Origin of the sequence: Micromonospora sp. NPDC049049 (genome assembly GCF_040649115.1) — a bacterium.
Taxonomy (GTDB): Bacteria; Actinomycetota; Actinomycetes; order Mycobacteriales; family Micromonosporaceae; genus Micromonospora.
Genome location: NZ_JBEZEX010000049.1, coordinates 1 through 17,578 on the forward strand (window position 1 = coordinate 1; position 17,578 = coordinate 17,578).

The following is a 17,578-nucleotide window of genomic DNA, read 5'->3' on the forward strand; positions in this document are numbered from 1 at the left end:
CCCACTTTCCCTACCCGCCGCTCCTCCGATCTTCAAGCCTGACCGCCCGGAGCCGGGCACGGCGGGCCCCCGCCCCCACCCACCGCAACCCGGCCCCAGAGCCGGGCACGACGCAGGCCCCCCGCCCCCACCGCAACCCCGCCCCAGAGCCGGGCACGGCGCAGGCCCCCCGACCTCACCGCAACCCGGCCCCAGGGCCCCCCACACCCCCCAGAGCGAAGAACAGCCTCAGCTCACGACGGCGAACAACCGCCGCCGCGCCCCCAGCAACGCGACGGAAGCCAACACCAGCCCGACCCCCATCGTGACCAGCAGAGGGCTGGGGTCGCCCGGCAGCAGCGCGGCCACCGACCGTGACGCGGTGCCCAGGGCGAGGTAGAGACCGGCCCAGGCGGCCGCGCCGATCGTCGCGCAGCCGAGAAATCGGCGGTACGACATCCGCAGCCCGCCGGCGGCCAGTGGCAGTAGCGCGTTGAAGACCGGCAGGAACGGCGCGACCACCATCATCCGGCCGCCGCCGCGACGCAGGATTCCTTCGGCCGCTGTCCAGCGGGCCTCGCCGATCCAGCCACCGACGCGGCTGTCGCGCAGTCGGTCGGAGTAGCGACGGCCGACCAGGAAGCTCAGTGACCATCCGGCCAGGCAACCGATCAGCACCGCGGTGAAGGTGGCCAGCCCGGTGCTCGGGCGGCCCACGCCGACGGCGGCGAGGATCGCGACGTCGCCGGGGACCAGGACACCCAGCAGGGGTACGGCGTCGAAGAGCATGACGAGCCCGAGCGCGCCCATCAGCAGCAGAACCGGTAGTTCTCCGATCTGGGCCAGCCATTGCGTCATGCGTCGACGCTATGGCCGTGGTGCCACTTCGGACATCCGGTCGTAGCCCCCAGTGACCCCTGGTATCCGCCTCGGGGTCGCCCCTGAGTCGGGGTGCGCCTCAGGCGGGGCGCAGCACCTGCACGTGGCGTAGCGACGAGTCGACCGACGGTTCGGTGGTGGGTACCGGGTAGTCGGCCAGCACGGTCAGGCGGTCCGTCGGCAGGTGCCCGCGGCCGGGGTCGCCGACCAGCACGTCGGCACCTGCGGCGGCGGCCCGCTGCAGGAAGGGCAGCATCCGGTCGGCCATCGCGCGGTCGTAGAAGACGTCTCCGGCGACGACCAGGTCGACCTTCGCTTCGGTGCTGTCGAGCAGGTCGTCCCCGGTGGCGTCGACGGCGACGTGGTTGGCCCGCGCGTTGAGGGTGACGGCGGCGACGGCGTACGGGTCGATGTCGTTGGCGATCACCTCCGCGGCGCCGGCGAGCGCGGCGGCGATGGCTACCAGCCCGGACCCGGCGGCGAGGTCGAGCACCCGGCGACCGGCGGCCAGCTCCGGGTGGTCCAGGAGGTGGCGGGCCAGGGCCTGTCCCCCGGCCCAGGCGGACGCCCAGTACGGCGCGGGCAGCGCGCGTCCGGCGGCGGCCTCCATCCGGGCCCACCAGACGATCGCGTCCTCGGCCAGGTGCAGCCGCACCTCGGGGACGAACGGGGTGGGCATCAACCGGAGCCGGTCCAGACCAGCACCGGGCGCGTGAATTTCGCGTTCCAGCTCGGTCAGCGCGTCGGCTGCGGCATCACTCATCGGCGCAAGCATGCCGCAGCGACGGTTGGTCGGGGCGGGTTTCACATGCCGCCGCGCAGAGTTCACCCGAGTTCAGTCAAATACCTACGGCACTTCGGCCAGCGGATCGGGGTTTTGCCCGTTACTGTCGAACAGGTACGGGCGATCATCGGCCACAGGCCGAGGGTCAGCCGCTTTGAACAGGGAGAGATGCATGGCAACCGGCACGGTTAAGTGGTTCAACTCGGAAAAGGGCTTCGGCTTCATCGAGCAGGACGGTGGAGGGCCGGACGTGTTCGTCCACTACTCCGCCATCGCTTCGAGCGGCTACCGGGAGCTCAACGAGGGCCAGAAGGTCGAGTTCGAGGTGACCCAGGGGCAGAAGGGTCCGCAGGCGGACAACGTCCGCCCGATGTAGCTCCGTGCCGGTGACGGCGGCCGGTTCTCCGGCCGCCGTCGCAGCGCACTCAAGACGCCGCCGGGGCGGCGGGCAGGTCCCGCCGCCTCCGGATTGGTCCGACAAGCAGAATCAACGGGGTGAGCGCCAGCCAGGCGGTCATCACGACAATTGCCGTCTCGACGCCGTAACGTGCGCCGATGGCACCGGCCAGCACGGCCGCCAGCGGGATCGTGCCGTAGTTGAGCAGATGCATGCTCACCGTCACTCGGCCCAGCAGGTGGTGCGGCGTGTAGGTCTGCCGGAAGGCACCCTTGACCACGTTGCCGATGGCCACCCCGAGACCGATCAGCAGGCCCCCGAGGGCTGGCCAGGCCAGCCCGACGCCGGGCGCGGCGAGCGGGATGAGCAGCGCGGGCGGGCCGGTGAGCGCCGCCCCGATCAACACCGCCCTTGCGGTGCCGCAGCGCCGGGCCACAGTGGTGGCGAGCAGCGCGCCGATGATCCCGCCGGCGCTCATGACACCGACGAGCCCACCCACCAGGCCCGGTTCGAGACGCAGTTCACGGACCAGGAAGACCACCAGGACGGCCTGGTAGCCGGTCAGCCCGATGTTGCTGGCCGCGCCGAAGAGCGTGAGCACCCGCAGGTACGGGTCCCTGATGACGAAACGCAGCCCTTCGGTGATGTCCCGACGCAGCGATCGGGACCGCTGCGAGGGTCGTACGCGCGGTTCGCGGGTGCGGATCCGCAACAGGAACATCGCGGAGAGCAGGAATGTGAGCGCGTCCAGCAGCAGTGCGGCGACGGCGCCGACGAGCTGGGCGATCAGACCGGCGAGGCCGGGTCCGACGACGTAGCTCGCGGTCTGGGTTGCCTGGAGCTTGGCGTTGCCCTCCGGCAGTTGCCCGGGTCGCAGCAGCACCGGCAGGTAGACCTGGTCGGCGGTTTCGAAGAAGACCCGCGCGGCGCCCGCGCTGAGGGCAACCACCAGCAGTTGCGCGACGGTGAGCCGGCCCAGCACGGCGGCCAGCGGCACGCTGAGGAAGGCCACCGCGCAGAGCAGGTCGCAGATCACCATCACCGGTCGGCGGGGCAGCCGGTCGACCCACGCGCCGGCCGGCAGGCCGATCAGCAGCCAGGGCAGCCAGGCCGCGGCCGTGAGCACCGCCACCTGGAAGGTGCCGGCGTCGAGGACGGCGACCGCGACCAGGGGCAGCGCGACAGTGGTCACGTTGCTGCCGACGCTGCTGACCGCCTGGCCGGCCCAGAGCAGCCGGAAGTCGCGGTGCCGCAGCAGCCCGCCGGCACGGCGCACGGGGGTCGGGTCGCTGCGGGTGGCGGCGGTCACGGTCGCGCCGGCACGCCGTGGACGAACACGAAGACCGGTCGGCGCTCGGCGTCGTCGTCGGGCAGGTCCCGGTTGGCCCAGCGCGAGAGGATGCCGATCATCTCGCGGCTCAGCTCGGCCAGTTCCTCGGGCGTTAGGCGCAGCCAGTGGTCGGTGGAGAACGCGGCGTCGCGCCAGGATGCCTGCTCGGCCTCATCGGCGGCGTGCCAGGCCCGGGCCAGTGCGACGTGCCGGTCGAGGTTGAGCGAGGTGGCGGCGTCGGCGACCGCGCGGGAGGCCGGGTCGGCGTCGAAGTCGGCGTTGGACCAGCGCAACCCCCTGGTCACCAGGCGCCACCACCGCTCGCGCCGGTCCCGGGCCAGTTCGGGCGCCTCGGCGACCAGGTCGGCGGCGGCGAGGACCTTGAGGTGGTGGCTGACGTTCGCGGGGGCCTGGTCGGTGCGCTCGGCGAGCAGCCCGACGGTGGAGGGCCCGTGGACCTTGAACACGTCCATCAGCCGGCGGCGCAGCGGGTGGGACATGGCGGCCAGCACCCGGGAGTCGGTGACCTGGCGTACGTCGGGGCTGTTCATGTCGACAGCCTGACATCCGCAACGACTGTTGCGCAACACTTATTGCCCAACAGTCGTTGCGGATTGCGTCAAGAGGGGCGGCCCGGCGGCTACGAACCGCCCCTCGCTCAGGCGACGAGCCGGCGGGCCAACTCGTCGGCCACCTGCTTGGCGATCGTGGGCGGGATCGCGGCGGCGATCTCCTCCGGGGTCAGCCCGGCCAGCACGCCCTGGATGATCGCCTCCTCGTCGGTGAAGTCCCGGTTGGACAACTCCGTCAGCGCGGCCTGCAGGGCGGTGACCTGCAAACCGAGCGACTTCAGGGTCGGGTGGGCCGACCTGAAGTTCGGAACGGTGGCGTCCTCACCCATCGCCATCCGGGTGTAGATCTGCCCGATCGGGTTGCGGCCGTCCAGGACGGTGAGGTTCTTGTGGACGGTGGCCAGCCAGTTGTGCTCTTCGGGGGTCATGTCGTCGTCCTCCAGGAGTCCGATGGAACTGAGGTAGCGGCGGAACAGGGGCCGCTGGTCGCGGCCCGCCTTGATGGCGTCGCGAAAGAAGCTGAAGTGGGTGTGCCAACGGTGTGAGCTGTCGCCGGTGGTGCGCTTACCGAGGCGATCCCACCGCTTCACAGTGCTGCCGTCGGGGCTGTAGATGATCTCCCGGATGTCCCGGGTGTCGGCCGCGTTCGCGGCGCACTGCGCCACGCACCAGACCGAGAAGCTGGGCAGGGTGTTCGATCGGCCACCGGAACGGACATCGAACTGTCCGACGTCCAGCGCCGCCGCGTCGAGGGTCAGCCCGGCCCGGTCCCGAGGCGACTCGACCACCGAGTAGTCGTTGGGGACCACCCGGTCCGATCCGCAGTGGTAGCCGCCCCGGTGGGACGAGTCACCGACGATGCCGACCTCGCCCGGATCCAGGTCGTCGGGCCCGGGAGCGTTGTCGAGGTGAGTGAGGAGCAGACTTCGGACGGCCAGAAGGTTAGCCGGGGCCCGGGTCATGGGGTCCCCCTTTCCGAGAGGCGGGGACCGGGCACGACGTCACACCGCGTACGCGGTGCTGGGCTTCGGGCGAGCCCGGCCTACTGGTGCACGGCGCCGGGCGTTGACTCCACCATAGCCCGCATTTTCGGTAAACGCCCAGCTCAGGAGGGGTCTGTTCAGATTGGAGGTTGGTGCGGGGCAGAGTGGACGATCGGCAGCAGCAGCGCCGAGGGGTGCGCCGGGTCGTGCAGAACCTGCCGCCAACCGGCACGTAGCGTCACCGCCGTGCCGAGCGGCTCGCCGGTGCCGGGGTTGCGCGCCCACCGTGGATGGGCGCCGCCGGAGACCTGCACCCGCAGTCGGTGCCCGGCGGCGAAGCGGTACGCGGTCGGCCAGAGCGGCACCGGAATCCGCAGCGCCCCGGAAGGGTCGGCCGGGAAGCGCTCGGGCGTGACCCGCACCAGACCGTCGCACACGTTCCACGAGCGACCCCGGCGGTCCACGTCGCACAGACGAACGAACACGTCCAGGTAGGGCAGATCGCTGCGCAGGTGGATCTCGGCGCGGACCGGGCCGATCACCTCGACCGGCGCGGCCAGCGGGGCGCTGGTGTAGGTCAGCACGTCGGGGCGGGCCTCGACCCGCCGGTTGTCGACCGGGCCGGCCCGTTGGGCGACGAGCAGTGGACCGCCGAGCGACGGGGTGGGGTCGGCGGGGTCGTAGCGGAACGCGTCCGGTGTCGACACGACAGGTGTGCGTGCCGCCAGCGCGCCACCGGGTTGCAGGTGCCAGGCGGTCTGGATTGCCGGGGGTGGCCAGTCCGGCAGGTCCCGCCAGCCGCCGCCGGCACCGCCGACGTGGATGCACACGGGCGGCCGGGCTGGTCCCGCCGGGCCGCGCGATCGGGTCGTGGCCGGCAGATGCTCGTCGAGCCAGGCCAACCCCTCGCGCAGCGCGCCCACGAACAGCCCGGGGCTGCCATGCGTCCATGGGCCGATGACCAGGCGCGGCGGTGTGCCGGCGGCGCGCAGCACGGCGTGGTCGTCGAGCTGGGCGGGCAGGAAGATGTCGTGCCAACCGGTGACCATGACCACCGGCGCCCGCACCTTCGCGACCTGGTCGGCGAAGACCCGAGTCCGCCAGTAAGCGGCCTGCGGTGTGTGGTGGCGTAGCCACTCCTGGAAGAACGGGATGGTCACGCCGGTGGCCACCCGGTCAGCCTCGGCCAGCGGGAGGTGCTCCAGCGCGGCGGCCAGCCGGGGTTGCCCACGTTTGAGTTCCCATTGCCGGGCCAGCCACGGCACGGTCTGCGCGTGCAGCAGCTCCGCCCAGGTCAGCACGGTGTCCAGGGCGAAGGACTCCCCCGCGTACGTCGAGTCGCGGGTGGCCGAGGCGGTCACCACCGCGACCATGGCGCGCAGCTCCTCATCGGCGTCGGCGGCCAGGGCCCACTGGGCGAAGCCCTGGTAGCTGACCCCGAACATGCCGAGTTGCCCGGACCACCAGGGCTGGCGACGCAGCCAGTCCAGCGTGTCCGCGCCGTCGTCGCGCTCGTGCACCAGCGGGGCGAACGTTCCACCGGAGCCGCCGGTGCCCCGGCACGACTGGATCACCGCGTGTCGACCCCGGGCGGCGAGCAGCCGACCGAGCAGCCGCAGCGGCCCACCCCGCCCGTAGGGGGTGCGGATCAGCACTGTCGGCGCAGCGCGGACGGCCGGGGCGTAGTGGTCGGTGCGCAGCACCACGCCGTCGCGGGCCCGCACCGCGAGGTCACGGCTGACCCGCACCGGGCCGGGGCGGGTCGGGGTTAGGCGCAGCGCGGCGCTGGCGAGGCGGGTGACGAGGTGCGGCACCGGTCAGCCCGTCGGGCGCCGGGGTGACTCCGGCCGGGTGGCGCGCACCGCGTCGCGGTGCCCGCGCAGCGACTCGCTCATCTCCTCCATGAACCGGTGCACCACCTCCAGCTCGTCCTCGCTGAAGCGGTCCATCACCGTGTCGGTACGGGCGCCCAGCGGCCGGAAGAACTCCATGGCCAGCGCGGCGCCCTGGTCGGCGTAGTGCAGCAGCACCTTGCGCCGGTCGACGGTGTCCCGGTCGCGGCGGATGTGCCCGGCCCGTTCCAGCCTGTCGATCAGGGCCGTGACCGAGCCGGAGGAGAGGTTCAGGTGCTCGCCGAGACGGCCGGGGGTGATCGGGTCACCGAGCAGCTCGGCGTCCATCACCGCGATCAACGCCTGAAGGTCGGTCGGGTTGAGGCCGTGCAGGTTGGCGAAGGCGTGGCCGACCTGCTGGGCGTCCACCGCGTACCGCCGGAGGTTGTTGGTGATCTCCGCGGCCAGCTGCTCGCGGCGCGTGTCGCGCCGTCGGTACATGCCGTGAGTCGCCACCTCGCGCCGCTCTTCCCGTCGTTGATCCCCCGGGTTGCAGCATAGAACAGCCCCGGATAATCTCGGCTATCAAGATACTCGACTTCCGAAGGACCTTGAGGTCACCTGATGTCTGTGTTCACCAGAGTCGCTCGTGGCCGGCTGGCCGCCTGGCTCACAGTGGCCGCCGCGATCGTCGTGGGCGCTGCCGTCTTCGGGACACCCCAGCCGGACAACCCGGCGCCGGTCTCCGCCACCGGCCTGTCCGTGCAGTGGCAGTCGACCCAGGTGCAACGCCTGCAGGATCAGCTGCCCTCCAGCGACGTGCAGCCGGCCATCGTGGTGATCAGTCGCGGTGACGGCGGCGCGCTGAGCGAAACCGACCGGGCGACCGTCGGCGCTCGCGCCGACGACCTGCGCCGCTTCGCGGTGGGTGGGCAGATCAGCCCCGCCCAGGTCTCCCCGGACGGCGCGGTGGCCCTGGTCGCCGTGCCGCTGGACACCGCCGGCGGGCAGGAGGTCGTCACCGACGCGGTGACCCAGCTGCGCGCCACCCTGGCGGACCTGCCCGACGGGCTGACCGCCGAGGTGACCGGCTCCCCGGCGTTCACCGCCGACCTCTCCTCGGTGTTCGACGGCGCCGACGTCACCCTGCTCGTGGTGACCGCCGCCGTGGTCGCGCTGCTGCTGCTGATCACGTACCGCAGCCCGTTCCTGTGGATCGTGCCGCTGGTCGTGGTCGCCGCCACCGAGCAGCTCACCCTGCGCGCGGTGGACGTCATCGTGCCGGGTGTCGGCATCAACCTCCAGCAGGGTCAGGTCACCGGCATCGCCAGCGTGCTGGTCTTCGGCGCCGCCACCGACTACGCGCTGCTGCTCATCGCCCGCTACCGGGAGGAGCTGCGCCGCGAGGAGGACCGGTTCGCGGCGATGCGCTCCGCGTTGCGCCGCACCGCGGAGCCGATCCTCGCCAGCGGCGGCACCGTCGTGCTCGGCGTGCTCACCCTGCTGCTCAGCGAGCAGGAAACCAACCGGGCGCTGGCCGTGGCCTGCGCCACCGGTGTGGTCTTCGCCATGCTCTCGGCCCTGTTCGTGCTCCCCGCCGTGCTGGTGCTCTTCGGTCGGGGCCTGTTCTGGCCGTTCGTGCCCCGGGTCGGCGGCCCGGTACGCGAGGGTCGGCTCTGGGGTCGACTCGGCGCCGCCGTGCAACGCCGCCCGGTGGTGGTCGCGACGCTGGCCACTGTGCTGCTCGGCGGCCTGGCGCTGGGTGGGCTCGGCATCCGTACCGGCCTGTCCGAGACCGAACAGTTCCGGGCCGAGCCCGAGGCGGTGACCGGCGCACAGACCCTGGCCAGGGCCTTCCCCGCCGGCAGCACCCAGCCCGTCGCCGTGATCACCACCCCGGCGGCGGTGCGGGCGGTCACCGACGCCGCCACAGCGGTACCCGGTGTCGCCTCGGCGCGCCCCGGCGACGCCGGCGCGGCCGTCGCCCAGGTCGACGTGGTCCTCGACGCCGAACCCGGCACCACCGCCTCGGACCGCGCGATCGAGGCGCTGCGCGCGGCGGTCGCCGCCGTTCCCGACTCCGCGCCGCCGGCCGCCGCGGGCGCCGACGCCCCGTCCGGGGCGATCGTCGGTGGCTCCGTGGCCGCCACGTACGACTCCGACGAGGCCAACGACCGGGACCTGCGGCTCATCCTGCCGATCATCCTGCTGCTGGTCGGCGCCGTGCTCGTGCTGCTGCTGCGCGGTCTGCTCGCGCCGCTGCTGCTGGTGCTCACCGTGATCGCCTCGTACTTCGCCAGCCTCGGCGCGGCCTGGCTGCTCTTCGACCACGTGCTGGGCTTCCCGGCGCTGGACAGCGGTGTGCTGCTGCTCGCCTTCGTGTTCCTGGTGGCGCTCGGGGTGGACTACAACATCTTCCTGGTCACCCGGGCCCGGGAGGACGCGCGCAGCGCCGGCACCCGCGCCGGGATGCTCTCCGCCCTGCGGGTCACCGGCGGTGTGATCACCAGCGCCGGAGTGCTGCTGGCCGCGGTCTTCGCCGTGCTCGGTGTGCTGCCGCTGATCACCCTGACCCAGATCGGGATCATCGTCTGCATCGGTGTGCTGCTCGACACCCTGCTGGTCCGGACGGTCCTGGTGCCGGCGCTGGCGTTCCTGCTCGGCGACCGCTTCTGGTGGCCCGGCCGCATCACGCCCGACCCGGCGCAGGCCACCCCGCGCTCGCCCGAGCCGGTCGCCGCACACGACTGACCGACCCGTCGGGCCGCGGCGAACCCGCCACGGCCCCGGCGAGGGTCAGTACGCCAGGCAGACGCACTCGTTCATCAGTGCCCGCACGTTGCGCACGTACGACGGGTTGGGGATCGTCAGCGGCTTCCCCTCCTGAGCCACCGCACCGTGCCCGAAGTTGTACGCGGCGATGACGGCGTTGAGCAGGCAGGAATTCAGCTCGCTGGTGCACAGTGCCGGGTCGAGCCGGAAGTCTGACTCGAAGTACATGTCGCCGATGTACTTCGTCGCCCAGGCCAGGTAGGTGGCGCCGAGGTAGGCGTTGTCCTGGTACGCGTCGATCTTGTAGCTCTTCTCGAACCGCTGGTTCATCCACGTCGCGGTGTCCGGCATCACCTGCAACAGCCCGACTCCACCGTCGCAGGCGTAGATGTTGGACTGCCAGCCGCTCTCCTGCCACGCGGTGGCCTTGAGCAGGTTGAGCGGGATCTTGATGTCGGGGGCCGACACCGGCCAGTAGGTGCGGCTGGCCGCATCGGTCAGCGCCGCCTTCACCTCGGACCGGGACGCCTGGCTGCCCTTGTAGGTCGGCTTGCAGGAGCTCGGCGCCGGCTTCGGCGGCGCCGGGGGAACCTCGGTCTCGGTGGGCGGCTTCGGCACCGGGCGCGGCTTCGGCGCCGCCCGGGTCGGCTTCTTCGTCGTCTTCGGCTTCGGGGTAGCGCTCCGACTCGGCGCGGAACCCATCGATTCCACGGCGCTCACCGACGGGCTCGGCTCCCCGTCGACCTCGTCGGACGGGGCATCGGTCGGCCCGTCGGTGATGGCGACCGGCGCGGCCACGCCCGATGGGCTCTCCCCCTTGGCGGCGCAGCCGACGAGCGCGCCCGCCAGCACAAGCCCGGCGAGCACTGCGGCGCCCAGCCGATCGGTGCGTCGAACCATGCCTTTGCCTCCCCCGTGTGATTGTCGCCGCACCCTAACAAGGTTCGACCGGGCGGCGTTGCCCCTGCGACGGCCGCCGGGGGGCCTGGTCCACCGGGGACTGACCATTGCCCACCGCACGGTCCCGGGTCGCCCAGGCGACCATGAACACCACGGTCCAGAGCACCCCGAGCAGCACCGCCGCGGCCGTCCCGCTCGCCGTTTCCAGTCCGAGATAGAGCCGCGCGCCGCCGATCCCGAGCACCCCCGCCGCAGCGGCGGTCCAGGCAGCCACCGCCACCGGCCAGCGGGCGCTGCGCGACACCAGCCACGCCAGGGTGCAGAAACTCGCGGCGACCACGGCGCTCTGGGTGGAGAGCGCAGCCACCTCACCGCCGCCCGGGGCGGTCCCGTGCGGGCCGGTCAGCTCGGCCACCACGGCCAGCACCACCAGCGGCACGAACGCGCCCGCCGTACCGACCACGCTGAGCAGATCAGCACGCCAGGGTCGGTTGCGCCACGCCAGCACCGCCGCCACCAGCGCCACCAACAGGATCAGCACCGACCCGCGTACCACCGACACCACGACCAGTGTGGCGTCGGCGGCGTCCGGGGTACGCCGAGCCGCGAACCACCCCGCGACAGCGCCGTCCAGCGCGGCCAGACCACTGTTGCGGACCGCCAGCGCGAGCAGACCGGCGATGGCGAGCCCGGCGGCGAACAGGAGCAGCAACCCGGCGGCCAGATTGAGCAGCAGCGTCCAGGCCGGGCCGATCCGCATGGCAACCAGGAAGAACAGCACCCCGTAGCGGGCGGTGAGCCACCGCACCGGGGGCAGAGCGCCGGCCCGGGACAGCAGCGCGCGCGCCGGGTCGGGGTTGCGGCCCAGCCACCGACCCACGAGCACCACACCCACCAGGCCGGCCAGCAGCAGGAACGCCACCCCGGTGGCCCGGCCCAGGAGCCGGGAGACCGTGTCGTACGACTCACCGGCGAGGTGACCGAGCAGCACCGAGCCGCCCACCCAGGTCACCACCCCGGCCAGGTTCCAGAGGGCGAACCGCCGGTACGGCATACCGGCCGCACCGGCCAGCCGGGGCACCAGGGTTCGGGCGAAAGCCACCCATCGGGCGGCGAACACCCCCCGCCCACCCAGGCGGGCCAGCATGGCGTCGGCGCGGGCCCACCGCTGCGGCCCGACCCGGTGACCCAGCCCGGCGCGCAGCCGGGAGCCGTACCGCCGCCCGGCCCGAAAGGCCAGCCCATCGCCGAGGACCGCCGCGACGATCATCGCGAGCAACGCCGGCCCGAGCCGCAAGGTACCGTTGTAGGTGAGGAAGCCGACGAGCAGCAGGGTAGCCTCACCCGGCACGAGCAGGCCGAAGATCACCGCGGTCTCGCCCGCCACGATCAGCGCGGCGACCAGGTAGATCCACAGGGTGGGCAGACCCTGCACCCAGGTCAGCAGGTCGTGCACTCAGGCCCCCAGGACACGGGAGCCAGCATGCCAGCCGGGGGAACCACCGGCACAGCGGTTTCACCATAGATCAGGGGCACCTGGGGGTGACCCCGACGCAGCCTGCGCGAGCGCAGGCGGAAGGATAGAGGGTATGCAGCTTCGCACCGACCTCCGCAACGTCGCCATCATCGCTCACGTCGACCACGGCAAGACCACCCTGGTCGACGCCATGTTGCGGCAGGCCGGCGCGTACGGCGCACGCGGCGAGAACACCGAGCGGGTGATGGACTCCGGTGACCTGGAGCGGGAAAAGGGCATCACGATCCTGGCCAAGAACACCGGTGTGCGGTACCTGCCGGCCGACGGCTCCGACCCGGTCACCATCAACATCATCGACACCCCCGGCCACGCCGACTTCGGTGGCGAGGTGGAGCGCGGCCTGACCATGGTCGACGGTGTGGTGCTGCTCGTCGACGCCAGTGAGGGCCCGCTGCCGCAGACCCGTTTCGTGCTGCGCAAGGCGCTGCGGGCCCGGATGCCGATCATCCTGGTGATCAACAAGGTGGACCGTCCGGACGCCCGGATCAAGGAGGTCGTGGACGACACCTACGAGCTCTTCCTCGACCTGGACGCCGACGAGGAGCAGATCGACTTCCCGATCGTCTACGCCTGCGCCCGCGACGGCATCGCCTCGCTGACCCAGCCCGCCGACGGCTCGGTGCCCGACGACAGCACCTCCCTGGAGCCGCTGTTCCGCACCCTGCTGGACACCATCCCGGCACCCTCGTACGAGGACGGCGCGCCGTTGCAGGCGCACGTCACCAACCTGGACGCCTCGCCGTTCCTCGGCCGGCTCGCGCTGTGCCGGGTCCGCCAGGGCACCATCAACAAGGGTCAGACGGTGGCGTGGTGCCGCACCGACGGCAGCACCCAGCGGGTCCGCATCTCCGAGATGCTGATGACCGAGGGCCTGGAGCGCACGTCGGCCGAGACCGCCGGCCCGGGCGACATCATCGCCGTCGCCGGCATCCCGGAGATCATGATCGGTGAGACCCTCGCCGACGTCGAGAACCCGGTCGCGCTGCCGCTGATCACCGTTGACGAGCCGGCCATCTCGATGACCATCGGCACCAACACCTCGCCGCTGGTCGGCCGGGTCAAGGGCTCCAAGGTCACCGCGCGGATGGTCAAGGACCGGCTCGACAAGGAGCTGATCGGCAACGTGTCCCTGCGGGTCCTGCCGACCGAGCGGCCGGACGCCTGGGAGGTGCAGGGCCGCGGTGAGCTGGCGCTGGCCATCCTGGTCGAGCAGATGCGCCGGGAGAGCTACGAGCTGACCGTCGGCAAGCCGCAGGTGGTCACCCGGGAGATCGACGGCAAGACCTGCGAGCCGGTCGAGCGGCTGACCATCGACGCCCCGGAGGAATACCTGGGCGCGATCACCCAGCTCCTCGCCACCCGCAAGGGCCGGATGGAGCAGCTGGTCAACCACGGCACCGGCTGGATCCGGATGGAGTGGCTGGTGCCGGCGCGCGGCCTGATCGGCTTCCGCACCGAGTTCCTCACCGACACCCGGGGCACCGGCATCCTGCACCACGTCTTCGAGTCCTACGAGCCGTGGTTCGGCGAGCTGCGTACCCGCAACAACGGTTCGCTCGTCGCCGACCGGTCCGGCGCGGTCACCGCCTTCGCGATGATCAACCTTCAGGAACGCGGCCAGCTCTTCGTCGACCCCACCACCGAGGTGTACGAGGGCATGATCGTCGGGGAGAACTCCCGCTCCGACGACATGGACGTCAACATCACCAAGGAGAAGAAGCTCACCAACATGCGGGCGTCGACCTCCGACGAGACGGAGAAGCTGATCCCGCCGCGCAAGCTCTCCCTCGAGCAGGCCCTGGAGTTCTGCCGCGAGGACGAGTGCGTCGAGGTCACCCCGACCGCCGTACGCATCCGCAAGGTAGTGCTCGACCAGCAGCAGCGGGGCCGCGCCGCCGCCCGCCGCAAGCACGCCGGCTGACCCACCCCAGCACCCGGCACCGGGCGCGTCGACCGCTTGCGGTCGGCGCGCCCGGTCGCTTTCCCCCCGACGGGTACGCGAGCCCACCCGCACCTGATCCGCTACGGTCACCGGCATGACCTGGGATGATCTCGACGCCCACCTGGACGGGGTGCCCGGCACCGTCTCCGCGTACGTGGGGCGCCTCCACGCGCCGCCGACCTGGACCCGCCACGCGGACGCCGGCCACTACGCGGCGAGCACCATGAAGGTGGCGGTGCTCGCCGCGCTGCACCGCGCCGCCGAGGCCGGCACCCTGGACCTGGACGCCCCGGTCCCGGTCGTCAACGACTTCGCCTCCGCCCAGCCCGGCGCACCCCGCTTCGCCAACGTGCAGCCCTACGACAACGACGACGCGGTCTGGGACCGCATCGGCGGCACCGCGACGCTGCGCTGGCTGGCCGACCGCATGATCGTGCGCTCCAGCAATCTCGCCACCAACCTTGTCCTCGGCCACGTCGGGCTGCCCGCGGTCGCCGAGGTCTGGGCGCTCGCCGGCGCCCGCAACAGCGTCACCGGCCGCGGCATCGAGGACTTCGCCGCCCGCGAGGCCGGCATCACCAACACGGTCACCGCCGCCGACCTGGCCGCCCTGCTCGGCGCACTGGCCACCGGGGCCGACACCCCCGGCCCACTCGCCTCACCGGCGGCCTGCACCACCATGCTGGACGTCCTGCTCGCCCAGGAACACCGCGAGGACCTCGCCGCCGGCCTGCCCACTGGCACCCGCATCGCGCACAAGAACGGTTGGGTACGCGGCGTCCGCCACGCCGCCGGCGTGGTGCTGCCCGACGACGCCCCGCCATACCTGATCGCCGTCTGCACCACCACCGACCTGGCCGACGGCGACGACCAGGTGGAGGACGACGCCTGCCTGCTGCTCGCGCACATCTCGGCGCAGGTCTGGGCCGCCCGCCACCACCTCTGACCCGCCAGCCTCGGCGGTGATGCCAGCACCGCCGACTGCGGCTACGCTGCTCGCACCCCCACCCTGGAGCCGCCGATGCCCCGCAGTCGCACCGTGCTGATCGCCTTCCTCGTCGTGACGGCCGCGAACCTGCTGGCCAACGCCACCGGCGGCGGCCTGGCCTTCCTGCTCACCAAGCCGCTGCTGATGCCGCTGCTGGCCGCGTACCTCTGGCGGGTCAGCACCGAACGCGCGGCCCGACCGGACCGGCTGCTGCTCGCCGCGCTGGCCTTCGCCACCGGCGGCGACATCGCCCTGATGTTCGACGGCACCGGCTGGTTCCTCGCCGGCATGGCCAGCTTCCTCGGCACGCACCTCTGCTACCTCGCGGCCTTCACCCGACGCGGCGCCGCGACCGCGCTGCGCCGTACGCCGCTGGCCGCCGTCCCCCTGGGGTACGCGGCGCTGACCGTCATCGCGCTGACCTGGATGTGGGCCGGGCTCTCCGATGCCGGGCTGGCCATACCGGTGGCCGGTTACGCGATCGCGCTGGCCGCCATGGCCAGCACCGCCGCCACCCAGGGCTGGCGGGTCGGTGTCGGCGCGGCGCTCTTCCTCGGCTCCGACCTGCTGATCGCCGCCGGGGTGGCCGAGGTGGCCCAACCACCCGGCGCGCCGGTGCTGGTCATGGCGACCTACGCCGCCGGCCAGGCACTGATCGTCACCGGCTGCGCCGCCCGCACCGGCACACCCACCGACGCGCCGGTCACTCCAGCAACTGCGCCCGCAACGCCCTGAGGTCGGAGTCGGTGAGCCCCAGCCCGTCGCGCAGGTACGCGTCGAACGAGCCGTGGACCCGACGCACCTCGGCGTAACCGGCGTCGAGATACTCGGCGCGGACCTCCAGCACCGGCACCACCGCGTCGACGTCCAGCTCGGGATTCCGCCGACGCATCGCCTCGACGATCACCGCTCGCAGGCTGTCGGTCAGGTCGTTGTTGCGCAGGTAGTCGGCGCGAACGGCCGCCTCGTCCACCCCGAGCGCCGTCAACAGGATGACGGTCAGCCAACCGGTGCGGTCCTTGCCGGCGGAGCAGTGGTAGAGCAGCGGCAGATTTTCCGGGCGGGACGCCAGCCGCACCGCCTCGGCGAAACCGACCCGCGCCGACTCACCGGTGACGAACCAGCGGTAGATCGCCTCCATCGCTCCCGCCGTGCCCTGCCGGGCCAGCTCGGCGTACGCGTTCAGGTCGTGTCCGAGCAGCACCGCCGAGACGTACGTGAAGACGGGGTGCTCCGCGTCGTGCACCGGCAGGCGCACCACCCGTGGTTCACCGGCGAAGCGGTCCTCCGGCGCGACCGCGATTTCCGAGGCGTCGCGCAGATCCACCACGCACGCGGGCCCCAGCTTCGCCAGGACCGGCAGGTCCTCGTCGGTCAGCCGACCCAGAGCCGGAGTGCGGATCAACTGGCCGACCCGGACCCTCCGCCCGTCCGCGCCGACGAGCCCGCCCAGGTCACGCGCGTTCGGCGCACCCACCAGCTCCCAGCCCTGCCCGGTCATGCGGTCTCCCCTCCGAAGGTGAACCTCCGTATAGGGTGCCTGACATGACGATCTCGGCGGTACGCACCCACCGGGTTTCCGCCCCCTTACACACCCCGTTCGTCACCGCGCTACGTCGCACCACCACAGTGGACACCCTGGTCGTCGAACTCGTCGACAGCGACGGCCGGTCCGGCTTCGGTGAGGCGCCGCAGGTCTGGCAGGTCACCGGCGCGTCGGTCGCCGGGGCGCAGGCGTGCGTCCGCGAGCTGCTCGGCCCACGGCTGATCGGCCGTGACCCGGACGACCTGGTGACCCGGTGCGCCGAGGTGCAGCGCGCCGTGGTCGGCAACGAGGCCGCGAAGGCGGCGGTGGACGTCGCCCTGCACGACCTCGCCGCGCGGCGACTGGGCGTACCCCTGGTGCGGTTGCTCGGGGGCACCACGCTGCGGGTCCCGACGGACGTCACGCTGGCGGCAGGCGACGCGGTGGACCTGGCGACCGCGGCACGGCAGCGCCAGGCCGACGGCTTCGGCGTGCTCAAGTTGAAGGTCGGCACCGACGCGGCCGGTGACCTGGACCGGGTACGCGCGGTCCGGGCGGCCGTCGGCCCCGGCACCCGGATCCGGCTGGACGCCAACCAGGGCTGGACGCCCCGGGAGGCGGTCCGGGTGATCCGCGGCATCGAGGACGCCGGGCTCGACGTGGAGTTGGTCGAGCAGCCGGTGGCCCGCTGGGACCTGGACGGGCTGGCCTGGGTCAGCGACCGGGTGTCCGTGCCGATCCTGGCCGACGAAGCGGTCTTCGGGGTGCGTGACCTGGTGGAGGTGATCCGCCGCCGGGCCGCCGACCTGGTCAACGTCAAGCTGGCCAAGTGCGGTGGACTGCACCCGGCCCGCACCCTCCTCGACCTGGCCTCCGCGCACGGCCTCGGCACTGTGGTCGGCTCGATGATGGAGAGCCAGGTCGGCATCGGGGCGGCCGCGAGCCTGGTCGCCGCGTACGGCACCACAGCGGTTCCCGACCTGGACGCCGCCTGGTGGCTGGCCTGGTCACCGGTGCAGGGCGGCATTCGCTACGACGGGGCGACGGTGGTTCTGCCGGATGCCCCTGGCCTGGGCATCTCCGGCCTCGCTGAAGCAAAAGTGCAGGCCCATGGTTGATGGCTGTCGGTTTCTTTCATAGGGTTCCCCTGGACAGCCG

16 protein-coding genes are annotated in these 17,578 nt (G+C 72.3%); 6 read left to right on the forward strand and 10 right to left on the reverse strand.

The genetic code is table 11. From position 1 onward, the window contains the following. Positions 1–228: 228 nt before the first annotated feature. On the reverse strand, positions 229–837 hold the full coding sequence (locus AB0B68_RS30560) for a VTT domain-containing protein (RefSeq protein WP_357200557.1): 609 nt from the start codon (positions 835–837) through the stop codon (positions 229–231). Positions 838–937: 100 nt separating this feature from the next. Then, positions 938–1,621 carry a 50S ribosomal protein L11 methyltransferase gene (locus tag AB0B68_RS30565; RefSeq protein WP_357200554.1) on the reverse strand — a complete coding sequence of 228 codons (684 nt, stop codon included), beginning with the start codon at positions 1,619–1,621 and terminating at the stop codon, positions 938–940. A 193-nt stretch (positions 1,622–1,814) separates the two neighbouring features. On the opposite strand from AB0B68_RS30565, the gene AB0B68_RS30570 reads away from it, so the two are divergent. Next, complete coding sequence (locus AB0B68_RS30570) at positions 1,815–2,018, forward strand: cold-shock protein (protein WP_007462771.1); 204 nt, start codon at positions 1,815–1,817, stop codon at positions 2,016–2,018. A gap of 49 nt (positions 2,019–2,067) precedes the next feature. Here AB0B68_RS30570 and AB0B68_RS30575 read toward each other — a convergent pair whose 3' ends face one another. The 5 genes from AB0B68_RS30575 to AB0B68_RS30595 all read right to left on the reverse strand — a co-directional run bounded on the left by AB0B68_RS30575 (position 2,068) and on the right by AB0B68_RS30595 (position 7,257). Beyond that, positions 2,068–3,348: an MFS transporter gene (locus AB0B68_RS30575; RefSeq protein WP_357200551.1), complete on the reverse strand. Its 1,281-nt coding sequence runs from the start codon at positions 3,346–3,348 to the stop codon at positions 2,068–2,070. Then, the gene (locus AB0B68_RS30580; protein WP_357200548.1) at positions 3,345–3,920 is read right to left on the reverse strand and encodes a helix-turn-helix domain-containing protein; all 576 of its coding nucleotides are present in this window, start codon (positions 3,918–3,920) and stop codon (positions 3,345–3,347) included. Before AB0B68_RS30580 ends, AB0B68_RS30575 begins: the two co-directional genes overlap by 4 nt. A 107-nt stretch (positions 3,921–4,027) precedes the next feature. Continuing rightward, on the reverse strand, positions 4,028–4,903 hold the full coding sequence (locus AB0B68_RS30585; RefSeq protein WP_355010224.1) for a hypothetical protein: 876 nt from the start codon (positions 4,901–4,903) through the stop codon (positions 4,028–4,030). A 158-nt stretch (positions 4,904–5,061) separates the two neighbouring features. Then, a complete protein-coding gene (locus AB0B68_RS30590) occupies positions 5,062–6,738 on the reverse strand; it encodes a CocE/NonD family hydrolase (protein WP_357264372.1) in 1,677 nt (558 codons plus the stop codon). Positions 6,739–6,741: 3 nt separating this feature from the next. Then, positions 6,742–7,257, reverse strand: a complete 516-nt coding sequence (locus AB0B68_RS30595; RefSeq protein WP_357264375.1) for a MarR family transcriptional regulator — start codon at positions 7,255–7,257, stop codon at positions 6,742–6,744. Positions 7,258–7,380: 123 nt separating this feature from the next. Between AB0B68_RS30595 and AB0B68_RS30600 the strand changes: the two genes are divergently transcribed. Next, the gene (locus tag AB0B68_RS30600; protein WP_357264378.1) at positions 7,381–9,507 is read left to right on the forward strand and encodes an efflux RND transporter permease subunit; all 2,127 of its coding nucleotides are present in this window, start codon (positions 7,381–7,383) and stop codon (positions 9,505–9,507) included. A 45-nt stretch (positions 9,508–9,552) separates the two neighbouring features. Here the strand turns inward: AB0B68_RS30600 and AB0B68_RS30605 are convergent, their stop codons facing one another. Together AB0B68_RS30605 and AB0B68_RS30610 are read right to left on the reverse strand one after the other, a co-directional pair. Then, positions 9,553–10,428 (reverse strand): lytic transglycosylase domain-containing protein, encoded by an 876-nt coding sequence (locus tag AB0B68_RS30605; protein WP_357264381.1) that lies wholly within the window; start codon positions 10,426–10,428, stop codon positions 9,553–9,555. A gap of 34 nt (positions 10,429–10,462) precedes the next feature. After that, a complete protein-coding gene (locus AB0B68_RS30610) occupies positions 10,463–11,884 on the reverse strand; it encodes a DedA family protein (RefSeq protein WP_357264384.1) in 1,422 nt (473 codons plus the stop codon). A gap of 133 nt (positions 11,885–12,017) precedes the next feature. Here AB0B68_RS30610 and typA point away from each other — a divergent pair, with 133 nt between their 5' ends. The 3 genes from typA to AB0B68_RS30625 all read left to right on the forward strand — a co-directional run bounded on the left by typA (position 12,018) and on the right by AB0B68_RS30625 (position 15,630). Beyond that, positions 12,018–13,886: a translational GTPase TypA gene (typA, locus tag AB0B68_RS30615; RefSeq protein ID WP_357200533.1), complete on the forward strand. Its 1,869-nt coding sequence runs from the start codon at positions 12,018–12,020 to the stop codon at positions 13,884–13,886. Between the two features lie 115 nt (positions 13,887–14,001). After that, on the forward strand, positions 14,002–14,853 hold the full coding sequence (locus AB0B68_RS30620; protein ID WP_357264387.1) for a serine hydrolase: 852 nt from the start codon (positions 14,002–14,004) through the stop codon (positions 14,851–14,853). Positions 14,854–14,928: 75 nt separating this feature from the next. Beyond that, positions 14,929–15,630: a lysoplasmalogenase gene (locus tag AB0B68_RS30625; RefSeq protein ID WP_357264390.1), complete on the forward strand. Its 702-nt coding sequence runs from the start codon at positions 14,929–14,931 to the stop codon at positions 15,628–15,630. Here the strand turns inward: AB0B68_RS30625 and AB0B68_RS30630 are convergent. Continuing rightward, complete coding sequence (locus tag AB0B68_RS30630; RefSeq protein WP_357264393.1) at positions 15,599–16,396, reverse strand: tyrosine-protein phosphatase; 798 nt, start codon at positions 16,394–16,396, stop codon at positions 15,599–15,601. The genes AB0B68_RS30625 and AB0B68_RS30630 overlap by 32 nt on opposite strands. Before the next feature lie 44 nt (positions 16,397–16,440). Between AB0B68_RS30630 and AB0B68_RS30635 the strand changes: the two genes are divergently transcribed. Continuing rightward, positions 16,441–17,538, forward strand: a complete 1,098-nt coding sequence (locus AB0B68_RS30635; RefSeq protein WP_357200521.1) for a dipeptide epimerase — start codon at positions 16,441–16,443, stop codon at positions 17,536–17,538. The last annotated feature ends 40 nt before the right edge of the window (positions 17,539–17,578 follow it).